This is a genomic window from Microbacterium luticellae (assembly GCF_050408645.1).
Taxonomy (GTDB): Bacteria; Actinomycetota; Actinomycetes; order Actinomycetales; family Microbacteriaceae; genus Microbacterium.
This window is the reverse complement of the sequence record NZ_JBNTKE010000004.1, coordinates 12,668-35,647: the sequence shown is the minus strand read 5'-3', so window position 1 is coordinate 35,647 and position 22,980 is coordinate 12,668. Positions and strand designations below refer to the sequence as shown.

34 protein-coding genes are annotated in these 22,980 nt (G+C 59.9%); 32 read left to right on the top strand and 2 right to left on the bottom strand.

The genetic code is table 11. The features are described 5' to 3' along the window. Nucleotides 1-39: 39 nt before the first annotated feature. Nucleotides 40-687, top strand: coding sequence for a spermidine/putrescine ABC transporter substrate-binding protein (locus ACQUSW_RS10810; protein WP_428932312.1), 648 nt, complete (start codon nucleotides 40-42; stop codon nucleotides 685-687). Between the two features lie 10 nt (nucleotides 688-697). On the opposite strand, the gene ACQUSW_RS10805 is transcribed toward ACQUSW_RS10810, so the two are convergent. Further along, nucleotides 698-1,135: an META domain-containing protein gene (locus ACQUSW_RS10805; RefSeq protein WP_428932311.1), complete on the bottom strand. Its 438-nt coding sequence runs from the start codon at nucleotides 1,133-1,135 to the stop codon at nucleotides 698-700. A gap of 166 nt (nucleotides 1,136-1,301) precedes the next feature. On the opposite strand from ACQUSW_RS10805, the gene ACQUSW_RS10800 reads away from it, so the two are divergent. From ACQUSW_RS10800 to ACQUSW_RS10775, 6 genes are all read left to right on the top strand, one after another. Beyond that, the gene (locus ACQUSW_RS10800; protein ID WP_428932310.1) at nucleotides 1,302-3,077 is read left to right on the top strand and encodes a S1 family peptidase; all 1,776 of its coding nucleotides are present in this window, start codon (nucleotides 1,302-1,304) and stop codon (nucleotides 3,075-3,077) included. Nucleotides 3,078-3,394: 317 nt separating this feature from the next. Beyond that, nucleotides 3,395-3,763 (top strand): 30S ribosomal protein S12, encoded by a 369-nt coding sequence (gene rpsL / locus ACQUSW_RS10795; protein WP_428932309.1) that lies wholly within the window; start codon nucleotides 3,395-3,397, stop codon nucleotides 3,761-3,763. Nucleotides 3,764-3,768: 5 nt separating this feature from the next. Further along, entirely contained in the window at nucleotides 3,769-4,239 is a 471-nt protein-coding gene (gene rpsG / locus ACQUSW_RS10790; protein WP_428932308.1) for a 30S ribosomal protein S7, read from the top strand. A gap of 87 nt (nucleotides 4,240-4,326) precedes the next feature. Beyond that, nucleotides 4,327-6,441 (top strand): elongation factor G, encoded by a 2,115-nt coding sequence (fusA, locus tag ACQUSW_RS10785; protein ID WP_428932307.1) that lies wholly within the window; start codon nucleotides 4,327-4,329, stop codon nucleotides 6,439-6,441. 154 nt (nucleotides 6,442-6,595) lie between these two features. Next, on the top strand, nucleotides 6,596-7,789 hold the full coding sequence (gene tuf, locus ACQUSW_RS10780) for an elongation factor Tu (protein WP_428932306.1): 1,194 nt from the start codon (nucleotides 6,596-6,598) through the stop codon (nucleotides 7,787-7,789). 142 nt (nucleotides 7,790-7,931) lie between these two features. After that, nucleotides 7,932-8,159 carry a hypothetical protein gene (locus ACQUSW_RS10775; protein WP_428932305.1) on the top strand — a complete coding sequence of 76 codons (228 nt, stop codon included), beginning with the start codon at nucleotides 7,932-7,934 and terminating at the stop codon, nucleotides 8,157-8,159. Between the two features lie 49 nt (nucleotides 8,160-8,208). Here ACQUSW_RS10775 and ACQUSW_RS10770 read toward each other — a convergent pair whose 3' ends face one another. Further along, on the bottom strand, nucleotides 8,209-8,565 hold the full coding sequence (locus tag ACQUSW_RS10770) for a hypothetical protein (protein WP_428932304.1): 357 nt from the start codon (nucleotides 8,563-8,565) through the stop codon (nucleotides 8,209-8,211). Nucleotides 8,566-8,818: 253 nt separating this feature from the next. Here ACQUSW_RS10770 and ACQUSW_RS10765 point away from each other — a divergent pair, with 253 nt between their 5' ends. The 25 genes from ACQUSW_RS10765 (at nucleotide 8,819) to ACQUSW_RS10645 (ending at nucleotide 22,854) form a co-directional block, all read left to right on the top strand. Further along, the gene (locus ACQUSW_RS10765) at nucleotides 8,819-9,100 is read left to right on the top strand and encodes a hypothetical protein (RefSeq protein ID WP_428932303.1); all 282 of its coding nucleotides are present in this window, start codon (nucleotides 8,819-8,821) and stop codon (nucleotides 9,098-9,100) included. Between the two features lie 573 nt (nucleotides 9,101-9,673). Further along, entirely contained in the window at nucleotides 9,674-9,982 is a 309-nt protein-coding gene (gene rpsJ, locus ACQUSW_RS10760) for a 30S ribosomal protein S10 (protein ID WP_428932302.1), read from the top strand. A gap of 8 nt (nucleotides 9,983-9,990) precedes the next feature. After that, the gene (gene rplC / locus ACQUSW_RS10755; protein ID WP_428932301.1) at nucleotides 9,991-10,650 is read left to right on the top strand and encodes a 50S ribosomal protein L3; all 660 of its coding nucleotides are present in this window, start codon (nucleotides 9,991-9,993) and stop codon (nucleotides 10,648-10,650) included. A gap of 5 nt (nucleotides 10,651-10,655) precedes the next feature. Continuing rightward, entirely contained in the window at nucleotides 10,656-11,318 is a 663-nt protein-coding gene (rplD, locus tag ACQUSW_RS10750) for a 50S ribosomal protein L4 (protein WP_428932300.1), read from the top strand. Next, entirely contained in the window at nucleotides 11,315-11,638 is a 324-nt protein-coding gene (gene rplW / locus ACQUSW_RS10745) for a 50S ribosomal protein L23 (protein ID WP_428932299.1), read from the top strand. Before rplD ends, rplW begins: the two co-directional genes overlap by 4 nt. Before the next feature lie 21 nt (nucleotides 11,639-11,659). Then, on the top strand, nucleotides 11,660-12,499 hold the full coding sequence (gene rplB, locus ACQUSW_RS10740) for a 50S ribosomal protein L2 (RefSeq protein ID WP_428932298.1): 840 nt from the start codon (nucleotides 11,660-11,662) through the stop codon (nucleotides 12,497-12,499). 12 nt (nucleotides 12,500-12,511) lie between these two features. Further along, on the top strand, nucleotides 12,512-12,793 hold the full coding sequence (gene rpsS / locus ACQUSW_RS10735; RefSeq protein ID WP_257501491.1) for a 30S ribosomal protein S19: 282 nt from the start codon (nucleotides 12,512-12,514) through the stop codon (nucleotides 12,791-12,793). A 26-nt stretch (nucleotides 12,794-12,819) separates the two neighbouring features. Further along, complete coding sequence (gene rplV, locus ACQUSW_RS10730) at nucleotides 12,820-13,221, top strand: 50S ribosomal protein L22 (protein ID WP_428932297.1); 402 nt, start codon at nucleotides 12,820-12,822, stop codon at nucleotides 13,219-13,221. Continuing rightward, complete coding sequence (gene rpsC / locus ACQUSW_RS10725; RefSeq protein ID WP_428932296.1) at nucleotides 13,221-13,967, top strand: 30S ribosomal protein S3; 747 nt, start codon at nucleotides 13,221-13,223, stop codon at nucleotides 13,965-13,967. Before rplV ends, rpsC begins: the two co-directional genes overlap by 1 nt. Continuing rightward, on the top strand, nucleotides 13,967-14,386 hold the full coding sequence (gene rplP, locus ACQUSW_RS10720) for a 50S ribosomal protein L16 (protein WP_428932295.1): 420 nt from the start codon (nucleotides 13,967-13,969) through the stop codon (nucleotides 14,384-14,386). Before rpsC ends, rplP begins: the two co-directional genes overlap by 1 nt. Beyond that, nucleotides 14,386-14,703 (top strand): 50S ribosomal protein L29, encoded by a 318-nt coding sequence (gene rpmC / locus ACQUSW_RS10715; RefSeq protein ID WP_428932294.1) that lies wholly within the window; start codon nucleotides 14,386-14,388, stop codon nucleotides 14,701-14,703. Before rplP ends, rpmC begins: the two co-directional genes overlap by 1 nt. Continuing rightward, on the top strand, nucleotides 14,703-14,993 hold the full coding sequence (gene rpsQ / locus ACQUSW_RS10710; protein ID WP_428932293.1) for a 30S ribosomal protein S17: 291 nt from the start codon (nucleotides 14,703-14,705) through the stop codon (nucleotides 14,991-14,993). The genes rpmC and rpsQ overlap by 1 nt, the downstream gene beginning before the upstream one ends. Then, a complete protein-coding gene (rplN, locus tag ACQUSW_RS10705) occupies nucleotides 14,990-15,358 on the top strand; it encodes a 50S ribosomal protein L14 (RefSeq protein WP_428932292.1) in 369 nt (122 codons plus the stop codon). Before rpsQ ends, rplN begins: the two co-directional genes overlap by 4 nt. Before the next feature lie 2 nt (nucleotides 15,359-15,360). Beyond that, the gene (gene rplX, locus ACQUSW_RS10700; RefSeq protein ID WP_428932291.1) at nucleotides 15,361-15,720 is read left to right on the top strand and encodes a 50S ribosomal protein L24; all 360 of its coding nucleotides are present in this window, start codon (nucleotides 15,361-15,363) and stop codon (nucleotides 15,718-15,720) included. Next, nucleotides 15,720-16,304: a 50S ribosomal protein L5 gene (gene rplE, locus ACQUSW_RS10695; protein ID WP_428932290.1), complete on the top strand. Its 585-nt coding sequence runs from the start codon at nucleotides 15,720-15,722 to the stop codon at nucleotides 16,302-16,304. The genes rplX and rplE overlap by 1 nt, the downstream gene beginning before the upstream one ends. 144 nt (nucleotides 16,305-16,448) lie before the next feature. After that, a complete protein-coding gene (gene rpsH, locus ACQUSW_RS10690; RefSeq protein ID WP_428932289.1) occupies nucleotides 16,449-16,847 on the top strand; it encodes a 30S ribosomal protein S8 in 399 nt (132 codons plus the stop codon). 6 nt (nucleotides 16,848-16,853) lie between these two features. Further along, nucleotides 16,854-17,390 (top strand): 50S ribosomal protein L6, encoded by a 537-nt coding sequence (gene rplF, locus ACQUSW_RS10685; protein ID WP_428932288.1) that lies wholly within the window; start codon nucleotides 16,854-16,856, stop codon nucleotides 17,388-17,390. 2 nt (nucleotides 17,391-17,392) lie between these two features. Further along, complete coding sequence (rplR, locus tag ACQUSW_RS10680) at nucleotides 17,393-17,752, top strand: 50S ribosomal protein L18 (protein WP_428932287.1); 360 nt, start codon at nucleotides 17,393-17,395, stop codon at nucleotides 17,750-17,752. Then, nucleotides 17,749-18,456 (top strand): 30S ribosomal protein S5, encoded by a 708-nt coding sequence (gene rpsE / locus ACQUSW_RS10675; protein WP_428932286.1) that lies wholly within the window; start codon nucleotides 17,749-17,751, stop codon nucleotides 18,454-18,456. Before rplR ends, rpsE begins: the two co-directional genes overlap by 4 nt. Beyond that, nucleotides 18,456-18,641 carry a 50S ribosomal protein L30 gene (rpmD, locus tag ACQUSW_RS10670; RefSeq protein ID WP_428932285.1) on the top strand — a complete coding sequence of 62 codons (186 nt, stop codon included), beginning with the start codon at nucleotides 18,456-18,458 and terminating at the stop codon, nucleotides 18,639-18,641. Before rpsE ends, rpmD begins: the two co-directional genes overlap by 1 nt. Next, complete coding sequence (rplO, locus tag ACQUSW_RS10665; RefSeq protein WP_428932284.1) at nucleotides 18,641-19,252, top strand: 50S ribosomal protein L15; 612 nt, start codon at nucleotides 18,641-18,643, stop codon at nucleotides 19,250-19,252. Before rpmD ends, rplO begins: the two co-directional genes overlap by 1 nt. A gap of 101 nt (nucleotides 19,253-19,353) precedes the next feature. Continuing rightward, a complete protein-coding gene (secY, locus tag ACQUSW_RS10660; protein WP_428932283.1) occupies nucleotides 19,354-20,676 on the top strand; it encodes a preprotein translocase subunit SecY in 1,323 nt (440 codons plus the stop codon). Beyond that, the gene (locus ACQUSW_RS10655) at nucleotides 20,673-21,308 is read left to right on the top strand and encodes an adenylate kinase (protein WP_428932282.1); all 636 of its coding nucleotides are present in this window, start codon (nucleotides 20,673-20,675) and stop codon (nucleotides 21,306-21,308) included. The genes secY and ACQUSW_RS10655 overlap by 4 nt, the downstream gene beginning before the upstream one ends. Continuing rightward, nucleotides 21,308-22,177, top strand: a complete 870-nt coding sequence (gene map / locus ACQUSW_RS10650; protein WP_428932281.1) for a type I methionyl aminopeptidase — start codon at nucleotides 21,308-21,310, stop codon at nucleotides 22,175-22,177. The genes ACQUSW_RS10655 and map overlap by 1 nt, the downstream gene beginning before the upstream one ends. Continuing rightward, nucleotides 22,177-22,854 (top strand): DsbA family protein, encoded by a 678-nt coding sequence (locus tag ACQUSW_RS10645; protein ID WP_428932280.1) that lies wholly within the window; start codon nucleotides 22,177-22,179, stop codon nucleotides 22,852-22,854. The genes map and ACQUSW_RS10645 overlap by 1 nt, the downstream gene beginning before the upstream one ends. The last annotated feature ends 126 nt before the right edge of the window (nucleotides 22,855-22,980 follow it).

The following is a 22,980-nucleotide window of genomic DNA, read 5'->3' as shown; positions in this document are numbered from 1 at the left end:
CATGTTCTCAATGCCCCCGCACCCCCGTACGCTAAAGGCATGGAGCGCTCGCTAGAGACCCAGGTCAACCAGGCTGTGCAGGCCTGGTTGCGATGGGTGCCGCGCTGGCAGCCGGCCACGCACCGGGGCAGAATCGCCCCGTGCAGACGCTGCTTAGGCTCACCGATTTTGTCGGCGGCGGGAATTGGTGCCGATGTTCCGCACGGTGTGCAGCACGGGCTATCGACCCGCATAAAAACGGTTGTCGACCACGCTGTTAACGAGTACACCTCGCTGAACCTTCCGCTGCTGCAGAGCGAACTTGACCAGCAGTCACAGCGCAACAGGGCGCGAAGCTACCGGCCACAAGACGATCTTGAACCGGAGTTCGACGGACTGCCACTCGACCCCGACCCGGTGCCGGGCGCACCGTTTCTGTTCACCCTGGCGGGTATGGCGAACGAGGCCGCAACAGAACTGCCCCCGCTGCCTCCCCTCAGCGAGGAAGCAAAAGAGGCACTGCGGCGTGAGGTGTCACTCGCTGACGACTACGCCAACGCGGTCGGACGTGAGGTGTGCAATATATTGCTCAGCCATCGACTAGCAGTGCAGCAGGCGATCGCCGAATACGTTGAACCACAGATCGAAGCGATGCTGGCCGAGCTCACCGAAGCCCTCGACTCACCCTTCGACGCCGACACACTGTAGTTCTATTTGCCTACTGTTCCTTTTGCCGCGGCAGCGAACCGATGCTCGACTGCTGGGCGTCGTACACCTGCAGTACGTCAGCGTCGACGGTTGCCGTGGCGATGTGACTCAGCCATGTGTCGACGCCGACGCAACCTTTCTTCGTGCCGAACTTGACCTCAAAGGTGAGATCGTCGCCGTCTTGCTCATACGTGCCGTTGAAGGGGTTGCATCCGTCGTGGGCAGCGAAAGTTCCATCGGCGTAGAGGGCGAGTTTCGGTCCCGGCGCATCGGTGGCCTCAGCAGTGTGCCACAGGCTTTCGAGCACTGCCGTATCGGTTTCAGACGGTGAATTGCTAGGCTGAGGAACCTCGGTGGGAGCCGCCGGAACCTCGGCGGAAGAGCAACCAGCAAGGCTGAATACAGCCGCGCCAACAGTAACCAGAAGAGCAACAGAACGAATACGCACGCAAACCAACTTTCGTGACGGATGGGGATTTCTATCCTCGCAAAAATTGACATCGTGCGTTACTGTGAAGAGGCTGTGTCTCTCGTAGGCGTGGCTTTGGGGGAAGCCTATTCAGCTTTTACCTTGCACGAAAACAATCTCTGACAACTACGTATTGAGGAATCAGGTGAAGAATTCAAACCGGAGGGCAGTGCGCCTCTTTGCCGTGGGAGCCACGGCAGCGCTCGCTGCTAGCGGTCTGTTGCTCAGCCCCGCAACAGCTGCAGAAATCAACCTACAAACAGCACCCGTCGATGGCGTCGAGTACGGCGCATTCGCTCAGGAGCTCGTTGGTGAGAACGAAGGCATCAACGGTGTCGGTCTCAACGGTGAAGGCGAAATTGTCGTCTCCGTAACCTCCGACGAGCTCAGCGACGAGACGAAGGCGCTGCTCGACTCGTACGACAACCTCGTGATCGATGAGCGCGGCCCCATTAAGGCACTCTCGACCGATGATGTTGTCGGCGGCGCCGGCTACCTGGTCGAACAGGCCGGCCTGTGCTCGTTCGGCTTCAGCGGCTGGACGCCCGACGGCGACCCCGCCATCATCACCGCAGGTCACTGTGGTGTCGAAGGCGAGACTGTCGAGCGCACCGTTCCGTCGACAGACGACGCCCCTTATTTCCCGGCTCAGGAGCCTGCGTACCAGTACCCCGACGTCTTCGGCGTCGTCGGCACTTTCGGCTTCTCGCAGTGGGGTGGCCCCGGTGGCACCGAGGGTGAAGCTGGCGACCCCAGCAGCACCGACATCGCTGCTATTGACGTCACCGACACCAGCGTGAACCTCCTTCCCGAGGTTACCGACTGGAGCACCTGGCAGTCAGAAGACCTCTCGGGTTCGACCACCGTTATCAACGGTGTGGGCGAAGTAGCCGTGGGTGACAACATCTTCCGTTCGGGCCGTTCGACTGGTCAGCAGTCGGGCACCGTGCTGCAGGTCGACATGTACATCAACGTATGTGAAGAGGTCACTCCTGTTCCTGTCAACTGCCACGTTGTTAACGGCTTCCTCACCGACGCTGTTTCGCGCGGTGGCGACTCGGGCGGTTCCTTCGTGAAGGACGGCGGCATTGCAGTCGGCGTTCTCTCGGGCGGCGACAACACCACCTCGTTCGCAACGGCACTGGTCAACGGCCTGAACCAGACGCCCGGCTACACCGTCATGGTCTTCATCGACGCACCTGTCGTTGACACCGCAAACACCGTGACCGAGGGTGCAACCATCACCGGTACCGGCAAGCCCGGTCACACGCTGGTCGTTGAGCTCAACGGCAGCGAGACCGAGGTCGAGATTGCTGCTGACGGCACCTGGTCGTTCCCCGCTCCTGGCGTAGGCGACTACACCTACCAGCTGACGGTCAAGGACGACGGCTACAACGTGTCTGAGACGGTGGAGTACGAGCTGACGGTTGAGCAGGCACCGCTTACTGCTCCGACCATCACCAGCCCGGCTGACGGCCTTGAGGTTGAACTGCCTCAGTCGCCTGACACCATCACCGGCACCGGCTTCGAGGGCGCAACGGTTACCGTAATCGTTGACGGCGTCGAGGTTGGCACCACAGACGTCACCAACGGCACCTGGAGCTTCACGCTCGACGCGCCGCTGGCAGAGGGTGTGCACGAAATCTCGGCATTCCAGACTCGCGATGACGAAATCGGCCCGACATCTGATGTCGTGACCGTGACCGTTGTTCCTGAGGCTGTAACGCCCGAGCCCACACCCACACCTGAGCCCACCGATGACCCCAACGGTAATGGTGACGGTGGCAACGGTGACGGTCTACCCGAAACCGGTATGGACACCTCGGCTGTTATCAGCGCTTCGATGCTCGGCGTCGGCGTGCTGGCTGCCGGTGTTATCGTGCTGATGGTGTCGCGTAAGCGCGCACACGCGCAGGACTAATTGGTCGCAGAGTAAAACTCTGCAGTGACTAACAGAAGGCGCGTTCCTCACGGGGAACGCGCCTTCTGCTGTTTATTAGCTGAGAGAATTGCGTGACATTGTTCGTACGCCCCACATGCGCTTGCCATGAACATGACGCAGCATTACAATAGGTCGGGTGTGTGTGCGCCTTGGCGTGCCTACACACGGGCACCGGCATCCGCCGGTCTCGCCCCCACGGCATACCCACCACGACGACTTCAGTGATTCCACTGTGTCGGTGGGTCATGATGTGAAACCCATCACGCTGTCACCGTGCAGCACTATGAGGAGAAAACGTGCCAACTATTCAGCAGTTGGTTCGCAAGGGCCGCAAGCCTAAGGTCAACAAGACCAAGGCGCCTGCGCTCAAGTCGAACCCACAGCAGGCGGGCGTGTGCACCCGTGTGTACACCACCACACCTAAGAAGCCGAACTCGGCGATGCGTAAGGTCGCTCGTGTCAAGCTTCGTAACGGTACAGAGGTAACCGCTTACATTCCCGGCGAGGGCCACAACCTGCAGGAGCACTCGCTCGTGCTCGTGCGTGGCGGTCGTGTGAAAGATCTCCCCGGTGTCCGTTACAAGATCGTCCGCGGTGCACTCGACACCCAGGCCGTCAAGAACCGTAAGCAGGCTCGTAGCCGCTACGGCGCGAAGAAGGGTTAAGTCCGATGCCTCGTAAGGGTCCCGCGCCCAAGCGTCCCGTCGTCAACGACCCGGTATACGGCGCTCCCGTCGTTACACAGCTGGTCAACAAGATTCTTGTCGACGGTAAAAAGTCCCTGGCCGAATCGATTGTCTACGGTGCCCTCGCTGGCGTCGAAGAAAAGGGTGGGCAAGACGCCGTTGCCACGCTCAAAAAGGCTCTCGACAACGTGCGCCCCACTCTCGAGGTGCGTAGCCGCCGCGTTGGTGGTTCGACCTATCAGGTTCCGGTCGAGGTCAAGCCTCACCGTGCCAACACGCTCGCGCTGCGCTGGCTTGTCAGCTACGCCAAGAGCCGTCGCGAGAAGTCGATGACCGAGCGTCTGCGTAACGAGATTCTCGACGCTTCGAACGGCCTCGGTGCCGCCGTGAAGCGCCGTGAAGACACCCACAAGATGGCTGAGTCGAACCGCGCGTTCGCACACTACCGCTGGTGATATCAGCGGGGCCCGCCCGGGCCGAAGAGCACCGGGCGGGCACCCCATTCTTTGCAGTTCCACTGCTCGACAGATAAGGACACTCCCGTGGCACAAGACGTGCTCACCGACCTGAGTAAGGTCCGCAACATCGGCATCATGGCGCACATCGATGCCGGAAAGACCACCACCACCGAGCGCATCCTCTTCTACACGGGTGTCAACCACAAGCTGGGCGAAACCCACGACGGTGGCGCAACTACCGACTGGATGGAACAGGAGAAAGAGCGCGGCATCACGATCACGTCGGCCGCTGTTACCTGCTTCTGGAACAACAACCAGATCAACATCATTGACACCCCTGGCCACGTCGACTTCACGGTCGAGGTTGAGCGTTCGCTGCGCGTGCTCGACGGTGCCGTTGCTGTGTTCGACGGTAAAGAAGGTGTGGAGCCGCAGTCAGAGACTGTGTGGCGCCAGGCCGACAAGTATGAAGTTCCCCGTATTTGCTTCGTCAACAAGATGGACAAACTCGGTGCCGACTTCTACTACACCGTTTCGACCATCGTGAGCCGTCTGGGCGCTAAGCCACTCGTTCTCCAGCTTCCTATCGGCGCAGAGAACGACTTCATCGGTGTCGTCGACCTCGTACAGATGCGCGCACTGGTGTGGCCCGGAGACTCGAAGGGTGACGTCACCATGGGCGCCTCCTACGAGGTGCAAGAGATTCCTGCCGACCTGCAGGCCAAGGCTGAAGAGTACCGTCAGCAGCTGCTCGAAACGGTTGCCGAAACCGATGAGGCACTGCTGGAGAAGTTCTTCGGTGGCGAAGAGCTCACTGTCGACGAAATCAAGGGCGCCATCCGCAAACTTGTTGTCGCCAACGAGATCTACCCCGTTCTGTGTGGTTCAGCGTTCAAGAACCGTGGTGTCCAGCCCATGCTCGACGCGGTTGTTGACTTCTTGCCTTCACCGCTCGACGTCTCGGCTACCGAGGCTCACGACCCGAAAGACGAGACCAAGGTCATCGAGCGTCGTCCCGATGCATCCGACCCGTTCTCGGCTCTTGCGTTCAAGGTTGCCGTGCACCCGTTCTTTGGTCGTCTGACCTACGTTCGGGTCTACTCGGGTCAGCTCGACGCAGGCACGCAGGTCATCAACTCGACCAAGGGCAAAAAAGAGCGCGTTGGCAAGATCTTCCAGATGCACGCCAACAAGGAAAACCCTGTTGACAAGCTCTCGGCCGGAAACATCTACGCCGTTATCGGTCTGAAAGACACCACCACCGGTGACACCCTGGCTGATGTCAACGCGCCCGTCATCCTCGAGTCGATGACCTTCCCTGAGCCTGTGATCGAAGTTGCGATCGAGCCGAAGACGAAGGCCGACCAGGAGAAGCTGGGTACTGCTATCCAGAAGCTCGCTGAAGAAGACCCCACTTTCCGCACCGAGCTCAACCCCGAGACTGGTCAGACGACCATCAAGGGTATGGGCGAGCTGCACCTTGACATCCTTGTCGACCGCATGAAGCGCGAGTTCAAGGTTGAGGCGAACGTCGGTAAGCCCCAGGTGGCCTACCGCGAGACGATCCGCAAGACCGTCGAGAAGCACGACTACACCCACAAGAAGCAGACGGGTGGTTCGGGTCAGTTCGCCAAGATCCAGTTCACCATCGAACCTCTCGAGGTCGAGGGTGACAAGACGTACGAGTTCGTGAGTGCGGTCACAGGTGGCCGTGTTCCACGCGAGTACATCCCGTCGGTTGACGCGGGAATGCGCGACGCAATGAACGTGGGTGTGCTTGCTGGCTACCCCATGGTCGGCGTCAAGGCAACCCTCGTTGACGGTGCGGCGCACGACGTCGACTCTTCGGAGATGGCGTTCAAGATCGCGGGCTCCATTGGTTTCAAGGAGGCTGCGCGTCGCGCTAACCCCGTACTTCTCGAGCCGATTATGGCTGTAGAAGTGCGTACTCCCGAAGAGTACATGGGCGACGTTATCGGCGACCTGAACTCGCGTCGTGGGCAGATCCAGGCAATGGAAGATGCTCAGGGCGTCAAGGTTGTTCGTGCGCTCGTTCCGCTGTCAGAAATGTTCGGCTACATTGGTGATCTCCGCTCGAAGACCTCGGGCCGCGCCGTGTACGGAATGGATTTCAACAGCTACGCCGAGGTCCCGAAGGCTGTCGCCGACGAGATCATCCAAAAGGGCAAGGGCGAGTAACCCTTTCGCTTCTCCGGATGCTTTTCACAGGCATCCGGAGAAGCAAACTGACAACTTCACATTCACTCTCCACTAAACTGAGAAATCAACCCGTAGAGAAACGGTCGCAAACCAGCGCCCGGACCCTCTACATGACCGTCCTGAGGAGGACCCAGTGGCTAAGGCCAAGTTCGAGCGGACCAAACCGCACGTGAACATCGGAACGATCGGTCACGTCGACCACGGCAAGACCACGCTGTCGGCGGCGATCTCGAAGGTGCTCGCTGACAAGTACCCGTCTGAGACCAACGTGCAGCGTGACTTCACCACCATTGACTCGGCTCCTGAAGAGCGTCAGCGTGGTATCACGATCAACATTTCGCACATCGAGTACGAGACCCCCAAGCGTCACTACGCACACGTAGACGCTCCGGGTCACGCCGACTACGTCAAGAACATGATCACCGGTGCTGCACAGATGGACGGTGCGATTCTTGTCGTCGCCGCCACTGACGGCCCGATGGCGCAGACTCGCGAGCACGTTCTGCTCGCCAAGCAGGTTGGTGTTCCTTACCTGCTTGTTGCGCTGAACAAGTCTGACGCAGTCGACGACGAAGAGATCCTTGAGCTCGTTGAGCTCGAGGTTCGTGAGCTTCTCTCGTCGCAGGGCTTCCCCGGCGACGACGCTCCTGTCATCCGCGTTTCGGCGCTGAAGGCACTTGAGGGCGACGAGAAGTGGGCACAGTCGATTCTCGACCTCATGGAAGCCGTTGACGAGAATGTTCCCGACCCGGAGCGTGACCGTGACAAGCCCTTCCTGATGCCGATTGAAGACGTCTTCACCATCACCGGTCGTGGAACGGTCGTTACCGGCCGTGCCGAGCGTGGCACGCTTGCCATCAACTCGGACGTCGAGATCGTGGGTCTGCGCCCGACGCAGAAGACGATCGTTACGGGTATCGAGATGTTCCACAAGCAGCTCGACGAGGCATGGGCCGGCGAGAACTGTGGTCTTCTGCTGCGTGGTACCAAGCGTGAAGACGTTGAGCGTGGCCAGGTTGTTGTTAAGCCTGGTTCGATCACCCCGCACACCAAGTTCGAGGGCACCGCGTACATCCTGTCGAAGGACGAGGGTGGCCGCCACAACCCGTTCTACACGAACTACCGCCCGCAGTTCTACTTCCGGACCACTGACGTGACCGGTGTTATCGAACTGCCTGAGGGCACCGAGATGGTTATGCCTGGTGACACCACCGACATGACGGTCGAGCTGATTCAGCCGATCGCTATGGAAGATGGTCTGGGCTTCGCTATCCGTGAGGGTGGCCGCACCGTTGGTGCCGGTACCGTCACCAAGGTGATCTCGTAAGTAACATCTTTTAGCGATGGGGTCGGGCCGCAAGGTCCGGCCCCATTGTGTTTTCTGCGGCGTTTGTTTTTATTTATGGTCTGGGTGCACAATGAGTGTGCCAGCAGTGGTGCTGGCGTCATTGACGATGGAGGGAAATCCGATGACTACGAACAACCCGGCAGAAGATGCGCTGAACAGAGCTAAGTCGTTTATCAACGACAACAAAGACAAGATTGATGCGGCCTTGCAGAGCGATAAGGCTGAGGAAATCAGCGACAATGTGCTCGACAAATTGGCGGGTGCCGCCAAGAAGGTTGTTCCTGGGGAACACGCTGCCAAGGTCGACGAGATTCGTGACAATCTCGACAAGAAAATCGGCAACGAGTAACTAGCTTTTACTGCCGCCGGATGCTGGGGTTCTAGCATCCGGCGGTTTTTTATGCCTCGTGCAAGATACGGATCTCTTCGGTGGAGGTGAGCGTGTCAAGAAGTGTCGTGTCGTGACTGGCGAGGATGAGAGTTTCGACCGTGCCGTCTTCGAAGAGTAAGCGTGTCTGGTCGATGAGCGCGCGATGTGGCGCGTGGGCAGGTTGCAGGTTGTCGATGGCGAGATGACGGATGCCTGCCTCGACAAAAGGCGTGAGGTCGTCGTTGGCGTCGACAAGGATGCCCATATGCCCGGCGTTAGCCTGACTGCGAAGCCAACGTTCGATCGCTTCTTTTCGTTCTGCGTCGTTAGGCGCGATGATGACGCACAGTGCTCCCGGCGCTAAGCCAGCATAAGCATCGCTCACGAGTATCCCCCCTCGTTGAGTCCGCCATGGACCCGCTCTTTACTTTGCCAGGGTGAGGGGTGTATCGCAACGCTCAACCGCGGCTTGAATGCCCTGCGAAGTACAGAAAACGCGGCGATCAAGCACTGATTCATCCAGCGCCAAAACCGGCGTCATATGGCGATGATGTCGGTAACTGAACGTGGCAAGTTTGTCGCGGTTCGTAATCTGCTGAGACGAAAGCTTTGAGAGATCAGCACACGACAACCCATCGATGTATAGCGACACGCGGGTGGTGTGGCGAGAGCGGCAGCGGCAGCATTTTTACGGGTGCCTGTGGACTGCGTCTGGCGCGCCCGACGCGAACTATGTGCAATCGCTGTGGGATGATATTGCGTCGCTAAGAATCCAGACGCAGTTTAATCTTTACGGCCGTGCCGCCTTTTTTGTGCCCGCGCGCTCCACCGGCGTATTCTGCCTTGCTATGCCCGCGCTGCGACGCACATGGCCCATTTTCGCGACCGGTCACAACACGCCGTTTGCTCACAGTATTTAGCGGCGTGTTGTGACCGGTCGCGAGAACTGCTGTCGAAGGCGCGGCGAGGTAGTTGACCGAAAAAAGGAAAATTGCCGGGTGGCGCAAGATTGCGCCACAATCATGCTGTTTTCGGCAATTATGCTGTTTTGGGGCGTGCGCGGCGGGGCAGCGACAAGAAGGCCGGGGCGCAGCATCCGGAGCAAAAAACTGCGGTTGCCGGATGCGACACGCCCGGGTTTGCGCATGGTGGTTTGCCGTGGCAAAATAGTCAGGTTCCACATTCCGGCAGTACAACTGTGCCGGATCACCGTGCGGGCAGTGCTTAGGCGGCGTGTAAAGCGCAGGGTTCTAGGCCGCGAGCGGCAGAACATACAACCGACACTCCTCTTTATGAGGCTTCGCCGTGTGCGGCGAGGGTCGGCTTCCACATGCTTTCGGGTGTGTGGGCTGACAGCAGAACAGCGGTGCAGCAGAAGAGTCCACCACAACTTTGAATGCTGCAAATGAAGCGCAACAGCGCTGATGTGCGTCCAATGCCCCAGAGCCACCGGGCTCCGGTCGGTAAGACGCTTGACAGAGAGTGAGCAGACAATGGCGGGACAAAAGATCCGCATTCGCCTGAAGTCGTATGACCACGAGGTCATCGACACGTCGGCGCGAAAGATCGTCGACACCGTTACCCGTGCCGGAGCAACAGTTGTTGGCCCGGTTCCCCTTCCGACCAAGAAGAACGTCGTGTGCGTTATTCGGTCGCCCCACAAATACAAGGACAGCCGCGAGCACTTTGAGATGCGGACCCACCGGCGCATGATCGACATTGTCGACCCCACGCCGAAGGCCGTTGACTCGCTGATGCGGCTCGACCTTCCCGCAGACGTCAACATCGAGATCAAGCTGTAAGGATCAACATGGCTGACATCAACACCAAGACTTCTAAGGGCATGCTCGGCACCAAGCTCGGCATGACGCAGGTATGGGACGAAAGCGGCAAGCTTGTTCCCGTCACCGTCATCGAGCTCGCACCGAACGTCGTGACCCAGATTCGTACCCCCGAGAAAGACGGCTACAACGCCGTTCAGATCGCGTACGGCCAGATCGACCCCCGCAAGGTGAACCAGCCGCTTACGGCTCACTTCGCCGCTGCCGGTGTTACGCCTCGCCGTCACGTCACCGAAATTCGCACCGCGGATGCTGCTGACTACTCACTCGGTCAGGAACTCACCCTCGACGGCCTCTTTGAGGCTGGCCAGCTGGTCGATGTTGTCGGCACCAGCAAGGGTAAGGGCACCGCAGGTGTGATGAAGCGTCACAACTTCGCCGGTGTGGGTGCCTCGCACGGTCAGCACCGTAACCACCGTAAAGCCGGCTCAATCGGTGCCTCAGCGACCCCCGGTCGTGTTTTTAAGGGCATGCGTATGGCCGGCCGTATGGGTGGCGACCGCGTGACCGTTCTTAACCTGACAGTGCACGCTGTCGACGCCGAGAAGGGACTCATGCTCGTCAAGGGCGCTGTTCCCGGTGCTCGCGGCCGCATCGTATACGTCCGCAACGCAGTGAAGGGGGCCTGAGTTAAATGGCTAACTCGACTCTCGCGCTCGACGTAGTGAACACCGCTGGCAAGAAGACGGGCTCGGTAGAGCTCCCCGCCGCGGTCTTCGACGTCAAGACGAACATTCCTCTCATCCACCAGGTTGTCGTGGCGCAGCTGGCAGCAGCTCGTCAGGGCACCCACTCGACCAAGACCCGCGGTGAGGTTTCCGGCTCTGGCCGTAAGCCGTTCAAGCAGAAGGGCACCGGTAACGCCCGTCAGGGTTCGATCCGTCAGCCCGAGCACACCGGTGGTGGCATTGTTCACGGCCCGAAGCCGCGCAACTACGCCCAGCGCACACCCAAAAAGATGATCGCTGCCGCACTTGCTGGTGCACTCAGCGACCGTTTCCGCGGTGAGCGTCTGCACGTTGTTGAGTCGTTCGGTCTCGAAGGCAAGCCCTCGACCAAAACCGCTGTCAGCCTGCTGGCTGCCGTGGCACCGTCGAAGAACGTGCTTGTTGTGACCGAGCGCAACGACGAACTGACCGTGAAGAGCGTTCGCAACCTGCAGAACGTGCACACGATCAGCTTCGACCAGCTGAACACGTACGACGTAGTCAACTCCGACGACATCGTCTTCACCAAGGCCGCCTTCGAAGCATTCGTTGCTGCGAAGACCGGCACCACCGAGGAGGTCTCCGCATGAGCGCGCAGGACTCGAACCTCGCGAAGGCTTGGAACAAAGACCCTCGCGACATCATCCTGAAGCCGGTCGTCTCTGAGAAGAGCTACGGCCTCATCGACGAAGGCAAGTACACCTTCCTCGTCGACCCGCGTGCAACGAAGACCGAGATCAAACTCGCTATCGAGAAGATCTTCGACGTCAAGGTTGCTGCGGTCAACACGATTAACCGCGTCGGTAAAGCCCGTCGCACTCGTTTCGGCACCGGCAAGCGCAAAGACACCAAGCGCGCAATTGTCACGCTGAAGTCGGGTTCCATCGACATCTTCACGGCAGTCGGCTGACCCGGGGGATAAGGACAGAACATGGCTATTCGCAAGTACAAGCCCACGACCCCTGGTCGCCGTGGCGCGTCGGTGGCTGACTTCGCCGAGATCACCCGATCAACGCCCGAGAAGTCGCTGCTTCGCCCACTGAGCAAGACCGGTGGCCGTAACAATCAGGGCCGCATCACGACCCGTCACATCGGTGGTGGCCACAAGCGCCAGTACCGTGTTATCGACTTCCGTCGTAACGACAAAGACGGCATCAACGCCAAGGTCGCACACATCGAGTACGACCCGAACCGTACGGCACGCATCGCGCTGCTGCACTATGTAGACGGTGAGAAGCGTTACATCCTTGCTCCCAACAAGCTCCGTCAGGGCGATGTTGTGGAGTCGGGTGCTTCGGCCGACATCAAGCCCGGCAACAACCTTCCGCTGAAGAACATCCCTACCGGTACGGTCGTTCACGCGATCGAATTGCGTCCGGGTGGCGGCGCGAAGCTTGCACGCTCGGCTGGTGCCTCGGTTCGTCTCGTTGCTAAAGATGGTCCCTACGCGCAGCTGCGTCTGCCGTCGGGTGAAATCCGCAACGTTGACGCCCGCTGCCGTGCCACGATCGGTGAGGTCGGCAACTCGGAGCAGGCAAACATTCACGGCGGTAAAGCCGGTCGCAGCCGTTGGAAGGGCATCCGCCCGACCGTTCGCGGTGTTGCAATGAACCCGGTCGACCACCCGCACGGTGGTGGTGAGGGTAAGACCTCTGGTGGTCGTCACCCTGTTTCCCCGTGGGGCCAGGTTGAGGGTCGCACTCGTAACGCCAACAAGGAAAGCGACAAGTACATCGTGCGTCGCCGTACCACCGGCAAGAAGCGCAAGTAGGAGTAGAGGAAGATGCCACGCAGTCTTAAGAAGGGCCCCTTCGTCGACGAGCACCTGCTTCGCAAGGTTGTCGTCCAGAACGAGGCAGGCACCAAGAACGTCATCAAGACCTGGTCACGCCGTTCGATGATCGTCCCCGCCATGCTGGGACACACGATCGCCGTACATGACGGTCGCAAGCACATCCCTGTGTTTGTTACCGAAACCATGGTCGGTCACAAACTGGGCGAGTTCGCGCCCACCCGCACCTTCCGCGGCCACGAGAAGGATGACAAGAAGGGCCGTCGCCGCTAAGCGCGGTGACGCAAGAGGAGAGAGAAATGGTGGAGTCCATCGCACGTGTGCGACACATCCGCGTGACCCCTCAGAAGGCTCGTCGTGTCGTCGCCCTCATTAAGGGCAAACAGGCTCAGGAGGCACTGGCCATCCTGAAGTTCGCGCCGCAGGGTGCCAGCGAGCCGATTTTCAAGCTCGTGGAGTCAGCGATCGCTAACGCGCAGGTTAAGGCCGACCGCGACGGTGAATACCTTGACGAACAAGACCTGTACGTCAAGAACGCCTTCGTGGACGAGGGGACAACGCTGAAGCGTTTCCAGCCCCGCGCCCAGGGCCGCGCCAACCAGATTAAGAAGCGCACGAGCCACATCACGGTCGTGCTCTCGACGCCTGAAGCAGCCGACGAGGCCGCTGCCGGCGACACCAAGAAGAAGGCGAGCAAGTAATGGGACAGAAGATTAGCCCCTACGGCTTCCGCCTCGGCGTCACCACGGACCACGTGTCCCGCTGGTTCTCGGACTCAACGAAGCCCGGGCAGCGTTACGCCGACTACGTGGCCGAAGACGTCAAAATCCGTCAGCTGCTGCAGACGAACCTCGACCGTGCCGGCATCAGCCGTATTGAGATCGAGCGCACCCGCGACCGTGTCCGTGTAGATATCCACACGGCCCGCCCGGGTATCGTCATTGGCCGCCGCGGTGCCGAAGCTGAGCGCATCCGGGGCGACCTGGAAAAGCTCACGGGTAAGCAGATTCAGCTGAACATTCTCGAGGTCAAGAACCCCGAGGCAGATGCACAGCTGGTTGCCCAGGGCATCGCCGAGCAGCTCGCTGCGCGTGTGGCATTCCGCCGCGCAATGCGCAAGGGTCTGCAGGGCGCACAGCGTGCTGGCGCCAAGGGTATTCGTATTCAGGTATCTGGTCGCCTTGGCGGCGCCGAGATGAGCCGTTCGGAGTTCTACCGCGAAGGCCGTGTGCCCCTGCACACCCTCCGCGCAAACATCGACTACGGCTTCTACGAGGCTCGCACCACCTTCGGCCGTATCGGCGTGAAGGTCTGGATCTACAAGGGCGACCTGACGAACAAGGAACTCGCGCGGGAACAGGCTGCACAGAAGCCTTCGCGTGAGCGTGGCGACCGTCGTCGTGCACCTCGCAACGAGGCGCCGGTCGCGGAAGGAGCCTCGGCGTAATGCTCATCCCCCGTAAGGTCAAGTTCCGCAAACAGCACCACCCGAAGCGTACGGGCCAGGCCTCCGGTGGCACGAAGGTTTCCTTCGGCGAATTCGGTATTCAGGCACTGACCCCCGCATATGTGACCAACCGTCAGATCGAGGCAGCTCGTATCGCGATGACCCGTCACATCAAGCGTGGTGGAAAAGTGTGGATCAACATCTACCCCGACCGCCCGCTCACCAAGAAGCCTGCCGAAACTCGCATGGGTTCCGGTAAGGGTTCACCCGAGTGGTGGGTCGCAAACGTCAAGCCGGGCCGCGTCCTCTTTGAGGTCGCCGGTGTGAGCGAAGAACTCGCTCGTGAAGCACTGACCCGAGCAATCCACAAGCTGCCGCTCAAGGCACGCATTATCAAGCGCGAGGAGGGCGACGCGTAATGGCGATCGGCACCAAGGAGCTTGCCACGAGCGAGCTCGACACGTTCGAAGACCAGCGCCTCGTCGAGGAGCTGCGCAAGGCCAAGGAGGAACTATTTAACCTCCGCTTCCAGTCGGCTACTGGCCAGCTGGACAGCCACGGCCGCATCCGCGCTGTCAAGCGCGACATTGCGCGCCTCTACACCGTCATCCGTGAGCGTGAGCTCGGCATCCGTGCGACGCCGGCTCCGGTTGAGGTTGCGGCCAAGAAGGCGTCAAAAGCTAAGGCTAAGAAGGCTGACGAGAAGGCAGCCGACGCTGAAGGGAAGGCTGAGTGATGGCCGATAAGAAGGAAGAGGCCGTCGAGGCCACCCAGCAGCGCGGGTACCGTAAGGCACGCCGCGGCTACGTCGTCAGCGACAAGATGGATAAAACCATCGTCGTCGAGGTCGAAGACCGGGTGAAGCACCCGCTCTACGGTAAGGTCATGCGCCGCACCGAGAAGGTAAAGGCACACGATGAGGCCAACACGGCCGGCATCGGCGACCTCGTTCTGATCAACGAGACCCGCCCGCTCAGCGCTACCAAGCGCTGGCGCCTGGTGGAGATTCTGGAGAAGGCTAAGTGATCCAGCAGGAGTCCCGCCTTAAGGTTGCCGACAACACCGGTGCCAAGGAGCTGCTCACGATCCGTGTTCTCGGTGGCTCTGGCCGCCGCTACGCGGGTCTGGGTGACACCGTGGTTGCAACGGTGAAAGACGCGATCCCCGGCGGCAACGTCAAGAAGGGCGATATCGTCAAGGCGGTTATCGTTCGCAGCAAGAAGCAGACGCGCCGTGCAGACGGCTCGTACATCAAGTTTGACGAGAACGCTGCCGTGCTGCTGAAGAGCGACGGGGAGCCTCGCGGCACCCGTATCTTCGGCCCGGTTGGCCGTGAGCTTCGTGACAAGCGTTTCATGAAGATCGTCTCGCTCGCCCCGGAGGTCATTTGATTATGGCGAAAATCAAGAAGGGCGACCTGGTTCAGGTCATCTCGGGCGCCAAGCCCGAGCGTGGTGGCGACCGCGGTAAGCAGGGCAAGGTCCTCGAGGTCCTTGTCGAGCAGAACCGTGTTGTCGTTGAGGGTGTCAACTATGTCACCAAGCACACGCGTGTCGGCCAGACGCAGCGTGGCACCAAGACAGGTGGTCTTGAGACCGTCGAGGCACCTATTCACATTTCCAACGTCGCCCTCGTCGACCCGTCAACAAAGAAGCCGACCCGTGTTGGTTTCCGCGAAGAGGAGCAGGTCAAGGACGGCGTGAAGCGTACGGTTCGCGTGCGCTACGCCAAGAAGTCAGGTAAGGACCTCTGATGAGCGAAGCCACTGCCGCGCAGGCTGGCAAGATCCAGCCGCGCCTGAAGCAGAAGTACAAAGCCGAAATCCAGCAGAAACTGCAGGAAGAATTCGGCTACAAGAACGTGATGCAGATCCCCGGTCTGGTCAAGGTTGTTGTCAACACCGGTGTCGGTGAAGCAGCCCGCGACAGCAAGGTGATCGACGGCGCGATCGACGACCTGACCCGCATTACCGGTCAGAAGCCGATCGTCACGAAGGCACGCAAGTCAATCGCGCAGTTCAAACTGCGTGACGGCCAGGCCATTGGTGCTCACGTCACTATGCGTGGAGACCGCGCGTGGGAGTTCCTCGACCGTCTCGTGTCGTTGGCTCTGCCGCGTATCCGCGACTTCCGTGGTCTGTCACCGAAGCAGTTCGATGGTCACGGCAACTACACTTTCGGCCTTTCAGAGCAGAGCGTGTTCCACGAGATCGACCAGGACAAGGTTGATCGCGTACGCGGCTTTGACATCACGGTTGTTACGACCGCGAAGACGGATGCTGAGGGGCGTGCACTGCTGCGTCACATCGGCTTCCCGTTTAAGGCCGAAGACGCGTAAGCGTTTTTCACTCCGGATGCCCGGCTACTGGGTTCGTGCCAGTAGCCGGGCCCTGATGTGTCATACAATTGAAAATTGTGTGTTCATAGCAGGTCGCCTGTCGTGTAACGGCAGTCGAAACCTCATGATCGAAGGAAAAATATTATGACAATGACAGACCCGGTCGCAGATATGCTGACCCGTCTGCGCAACGCGAACTCGGCGCACCACGACTCTGTGTCTATGCCGTCGAGCAAGCTGAAAACCCACATCGCCGAAATTCTGCAGCGCGAGGGTTTCATTGCCGGCTTCGAGACCGTTGATGCTCGTGTTGGTAAAGACCTGAAGCTGACTCTGAAGTACGGCCCGAACCGTGAGCGCTCGATCTCTGGCGTCAAGCGTGTCTCTAAGCCCGGTCTTCGTGTATACGCGAAGTCGACCGAGCTGCCGAAGGTCTTGGGCGGTCTTGGCGTAGCCATCCTGTCCACCTCCTCCGGTCTTCTCACTGACCGTCAGGCAGAACAGAAGGGCGTGGGCGGAGAAGTTCTCGCCTACGTGTGGTGATTCAACATGTCGCGTATTGGACGACTTCCCATCGAGATTCCTGCAGGCGTTACCGTTTCGGTTGACGGCAACCAGGTCTCGGTGAAGGGCCCCAAGGGTGAATTGACCCAGCAGGTGGCCAGCCCCATCGAGGTTTCGGTCGAAGAAGGACAGGTACTTGTTACTCGTCCCGATGACGAGCGCGAATCGCGTTCGCTGCACGGCCTGACCCGCACTCTCATCTACAACGACATCATTGGTGTTACCCAGGGCTACTCGAAGGCTCTCGAGGTTGTCGGTACCGGATTCCGTGTGCAGCAGAAGGGCAGCTCGCTCGAGTTTGCGCTGGGCTTCTCGCATCCGGTTGTTGTTGAGCCTCCTGCCGGCATCACGTTTGCCGTCGAGGGTGCCAACAAGGTGACCGTGACCGGTATCTCCAAGCAGGTGGTCGGTGAGACTGCTGCAAACATCCGCAAGATCCGCAAGCCCGAGCCTTATAAGGGCAAGGGTGTGCGCTACGCCGGCGAGGTCGTGCGTCGCAAGGCCGGAAAGGCTGGTAAGTAATCATGGCTGTGAAGTCGAAGACCGCAGCGCGTGCTCGTCGTCACGCCCGCCTGCGCAAGAAGATTGTCGGAACCGAGCAGCGCCCCCGTCTGGTCGTGACGCGTTCTGCACGCCACGTGTTCGTGCAGCTCGTCGACGACAGCAAGGGCCACACGGTGGCATCCGCCTCTACACTCGAGACCGATCTTCGTGCTCTCGATGGTGACAAAACCGCTAAGGCCCGCAAAGTGGGCGAGCTGGTTGCCGAGCGCGCAAAGGCCGCCGGTATTTCTGAGGTCGTTTTTGACCGCGGTGGCAACCGTTACGCGGGCCGCGTCGCGGCGATCGCCGATGGCGCCCGCGAAGGGGGGCTGGCACTGTGAGTGACAACAAGGAGAAAGAAGTGACCGAGACGGCAGAAGCCGCCGGAACCACGACCGAGCAGCCGGCACGCGAAGAGCGTGGTGGCCGTGACCAGCGCGAAGGGCGCCGAGGCGGTCGTGACCGCAACTCGCGCGACCGCAACTCGCGTGACCGTGGCGACAACCAGTTCCTTGAGCGTGTTGTCACGATCAACCGTGTTTCGAAGGTTGTTAAGGGCGGACGCCGTTTCAGCTTCACCGCACTCGTTGTGGTGGGCGACGGTAACGGCCTCGTGGGTGTTGGCTACGGCAAGGCTCGTGAGGTTCCCCTCGCAATTTCGAAGGGTGTAGAAGAGGCCAAGCGCAACTTCTTCCGTGTTCCTCGCGTTGGCAGCACCATTCCTCACCCGATTCAGGGCGAGACCGCTGCCGGTGTTGTGCTGCTTCGTCCGGCCGCTGCGGGTACCGGTGTTATCGCCGGTGGTCCGGTGCGTGCCGTACTGGAGTGCGCCGGTATCCACGACGTGCTGTCGAAGTCGTTGGGTTCGTCGAACACCCTGAACATCGTGGCCGCGACAGTTGAGGCACTCAAGAGCCTGGAGGCTCCTCGTGCTGTTGCCGCGCGCCGTGGTCTCGAGTACGACGCTGTCGTGCCGGAGATCATCATCCGCAACGAGGCGAAGGCCGCTGCTGCAGCCGCCGCCACGCAGAAGGTAGGTGCCTGATGGCCGCACGGCTCAAGGTCACGCAGATCAAGTCCAAGGTGAGCGAAAAGCAGAACCAGCGCGACACGCTGCGCAGCCTCGGTTTGAAGAAGATCGGCGACTCGGTTATCCGCCCGGATGACTCGCAGACTCGCGGCTACGTCAACACCGTCGCTCACCTCGTCCAGGTTGAGGAGATCGACTAATGGCTGAGAAGAACGACGCCGCTGAGGCGGCTGCCGCAGCCGAGAAGGCTGAAAAGAAGACAGCGAAGGCTGCAGCAGACAAGCCGGCGGCCAAGAAGGCGCCTGCAAAGAAGGCTCCCGCCAAGACTGCATCCAAGGCATCAGAGAAGTCTGATGTTGCAACGTCGCGTCCCGGTGTTGTGAAGGTTCACCACCTGCGTCCTGTTCCCGGAGCGAAGGCTACGAAGCAGCGCGTTGGTCGTGGTGACGGCTCGGGTCGCGGTAAGACTGCTGGTCGCGGTACGAAGGGCACGAAGGCCCGGAACACCGTGAAGGTCGGTTTCGAGGGTGGGCAGATGCCTCTGCACATGCGCACGCCGAAACTGCGCGGGTTTAAGAACCCGTTCCGTGTGGAGTACCAGGTTGTCAACCTCGACAAGCTGGCCGAACTGTACCCCAACGGTGGCGACGTCACGGTCGGTGACCTCGTTGCTAAGGGTGCGGTGCGTAAGAACGAGAAGGTCAAGGTCCTTGGTGACGGCGACATCTCGGTCAAGCTGACTGTCACGGTCGACAAGGTCTCGGGCTCTGCCGAGCAGAAGATCGTGGCGGCGGGCGGCTCCGTCAAGTAACCACAGGAAGAGGGGCCGGAACAATATCCGGCCCCTCTTTGGGTTACTCTGGTCTTTCGTCCGTCCATTGCGGCACGGCAATCCCCTCAGGAGGAAAACTTTTGTTTAGCGCCATCGCGCGGATCTTCCGCACGCCCGATCTGAGGCGGAAGATCGGTTTCACCCTCGCCATCATTGCGCTGTACCGTCTGGGTTCTGCGGTGCCCGCTCCCTTCGTGCATTTCCCGAACGTTGAGGAATGTCTTGCTGTTTCGAGCAGCACCGAAGGTCTTCTCGGACTCGTCAACCTTTTCTCAGGTGGCGCGCTTCTGAGACTCTCCATCTTCTCGCTGGGTGTCATGCCGTACATTACGGCCACCATCATCACCCAGCTGCTGCGTGTGGTCATCCCTCACTTTGAAACTCTTCACAAAGAGGGTCAGGCGGGCCAGGCCAAGCTCACGCAGTACACGCGTTACCTGACAATCGCGCTGGCACTGTTGCAGTCGACGACGCTGGTAACAGTGGCTCGCAGCGGTCAGCTCTTTGGGCAGACCGGTGTCGCCGCGTGTAACAACGTATTGACCAATGACGCCTGGTGGGCACAGTTGCTCATGATCATGGCGTTGACGGCCGGTACAGGCCTCATCATGTGGTTCGCCGAGCTGGTGACCGAGCGCGGTATCGGTAACGGTATGTCGCTGCTCATCTTCGCTTCGATCGCCGCCACCTTCCCTGGCGCTGTCGGCCTCATCTGGCAGACGCGCGGCTTCGAGACCTTCCTGCTGGTGATGGTCGTCGGAATCTTGGTGATGACGGCTGTCGTGTTCGTTGAGCAGTCACAGCGTCGCATTCCCGTGCAGTACGCCAAGCGTATGGTGGGGCGTCGCACCTATGGCGGCACGAACACCTACATTCCGTTGAAGGTGAACATGGCCGGTGTGATTCCGGTGATCTTTGCCTCATCGCTGCTGTACGTGCCGATGCTCATCGCGCAGTTCAATATTCCGCAAGACGGCTCGACACCGCCCGAGTGGACCACGTGGGTCATGACCCACCTTGCCACCGGTGACGACTGGATCTACATGGTCGTCTACTTCTTGCTGAACATCGGTTTCACCTATTTCTATGTTGCGATCACGTTCAACCCTGTCGAGGTGGCCGACAACATGAAGAAGTACGGTGGCTTTATTCCCGGCATCCGGGCTGGTCGTCCCACCGCCGAGTACCTCGATTACGTACTTACACGCATCACGTTCCCCGGTTCTTTGTACCTGGGTATCATCGCGTTGATTCCGCTCGTTGCTCTTTCGACGATCGGTGCCAACCAAGACTTCCCCTTCGGTGGCGCATCGATTCTGATTATCGTGGGCGTTGGTCTTGAGACGGTCAAGCAGATTGATGCACAGCTTCAGCAACGACACTATGAAGGGCTTCTTCGATGACAACGGTTCAACCGAACAACGCAGGTAATGGTTCTGGCGCGGTTGCACGGCTGCTGATTGTTGGGCCTCAGGGTTCAGGCAAGGGCACACAGGGTGTGCGTATTGGCGAAGCCTTTGGTATTCCTGTCGTTTCGACCGGCGATATTTTTCGCGCGAACATTAAAGAGGGCACTCCTCTGGGCCAGCAGGTGACCGAGATCACGCAGCGCGGTGACCTGGTGCCCGATGAGCTTACGAGCGAGATTGTTCGTGACCGGTTGACGCAAGACGATGCAGCCGCGGGTTTCTTGCTCGACGGCTATCCGCGTAATGCGGTGCAGGTGCGACACCTGGATGAGTTTTTGGCGGCGAAGGGCGAAAAGCTTGATGCCGTGATTCTGCTCGATGTTGCTCGTGACGAGAGCATGGCGCGTCTGCGTCAGCGCGCCGTCGATCAGGGCCGCGCTGACGACACCGAAGAAGCCATTGCTTACCGACTCGATATTTATGAGCGCGAGACGGCACCGATTATTGCGGTGTATGGCGAACGAGGCATTGTCGACACGATCGATGGCACGGGCGAGCTCGACGCTATTACGGCACGTATTCTTTCGGCGCTGGAAGCCCGAGGGATTGTTCCGGCCACGGTTTGATGGTGTTTCGGCGTTCAATCTATAAGTCACCGTCGCAGCTTCGTGCGATGGTGGAACCCGGCCTCATCACTGCCGAAGCTCTTGCGGGCGTGCGCGCGCTGATCAAGCCCGGTGTTACGACCGCGCAGCTCGACGCCGAAGCGAATCGCATCATCGTGGGTCGCGGTGCGGAGTCGAACTTTCAGCTCGTGCGTGGTTACCGCCATACGACCTGTATTTCGGTGAATGATCAGGTGGTGCATGGCATTCCTGGCGACCGCGTGTTGCAGCCGGGCGATATCGTTTCGATCGACTGCGGTGCACAGTTTCGTGGCTGGAATGGTGATAGCGCGATCAGTGTGGTGATTCCGGATGCTGCGCAACCCGACGTTGTCGCTCGTCGCGAAGAGTTGTCGCGGGTGACTGAGGGATCGCTGTGGGCCGGTATTGCGGCGCTAGCGTCGGCTTCGCATTTGGGCGAGGTGGGCGCGGCAATTCAGGAGTACATCGAAGCGCAGGAGCCGCTGGCATCAACGAATGCTGCAAAGGCAGGTACCAGCTATGGCATTTTGCGTGAATATGTGGGACACGGTATTGGTCGCCGTATGCACGAGGCCCCGACGGTGTTCAACTATCGCACTGCTGACCGTGGTGCTGATGTGCGCCCGGGGCTTGTTGTGGCTATCGAGCCGATGGTGACCGATGGGTCGGAACAGACCTTTGTTGAAGATGACGACTGGACTGTGACGACCGTTGACGGTTCAGACGGTTCTCATTGGGAACATAGCGTTGCCGTGCATGATGGGGGAGTCTGGGTGCTGACAGCGCCCGACGGAGGTAAGGCAGGTTTGGCGCCTTTTGGTGTTGAGCCGCGAGAGATCGGAAAATAATGGCCGCTGCTAAAGGCACGACCAACTGGTTCGCCATCATCATCACAGCTGTTGTTGTGCTTGCGCTGGTTGGCGTGGGCACGCTCGTGATCATTGTGAACAACAAGGCTACGGACCCGGGTGAGGCTCCTGAGGCTTCGATTGTTGACCCCGAATCGGGCGCGATTGAGTTCGGTACCGGCGCCGATGTCGTTGACACGTATGTCGACTTCATGTGCCCGGCGTGTGCGACGTTTGAGGATCAGTGGGGCGGTCAGCTGCAGCAGGCTGCTCTTGATGACGAAATCACGCTGCGGGTGCACCCGGTGGCGATTCTGAACCGTTTCTCGCAGGGAACGGACTTCTCGACTCGGGCCGGCAACGCGTTCTACTGTGTTGCATCCGATAACGAAGCGGCTGCTCTGCCGTTCTTTAACTCGATGTTTGCGAATCAGCCGAGCGAAAATACGCCCGGTCTGAGCGACGACCAGCTTATTTCGTTGGCTTCGGATGCTGGTGCCGACGGTGCGGCGTCGTGCATCACCGAGGGTACATATTCCAAGTTTGTTGATGCGCACACGGGGGAGCTCCCGGCTGGCCCTGATGGGCGGTCTGCAACCCCCACGATTGTGGTCAACGGCGATTATGTTGCACCGAACGATCGCCAGACGGTGCTGAGCAAACTGCTCGCAAAGTAGCGCACTGCGTTTTCGGTCGGCGGGGTTGTGACACGGTTCACAGCCCCGCCAATCTGCGTTTCTGGATGCTTCACCACCGCGCCCGCCCACATATTTCGAAGTATTCCACAGGGGCCCGCACACGAC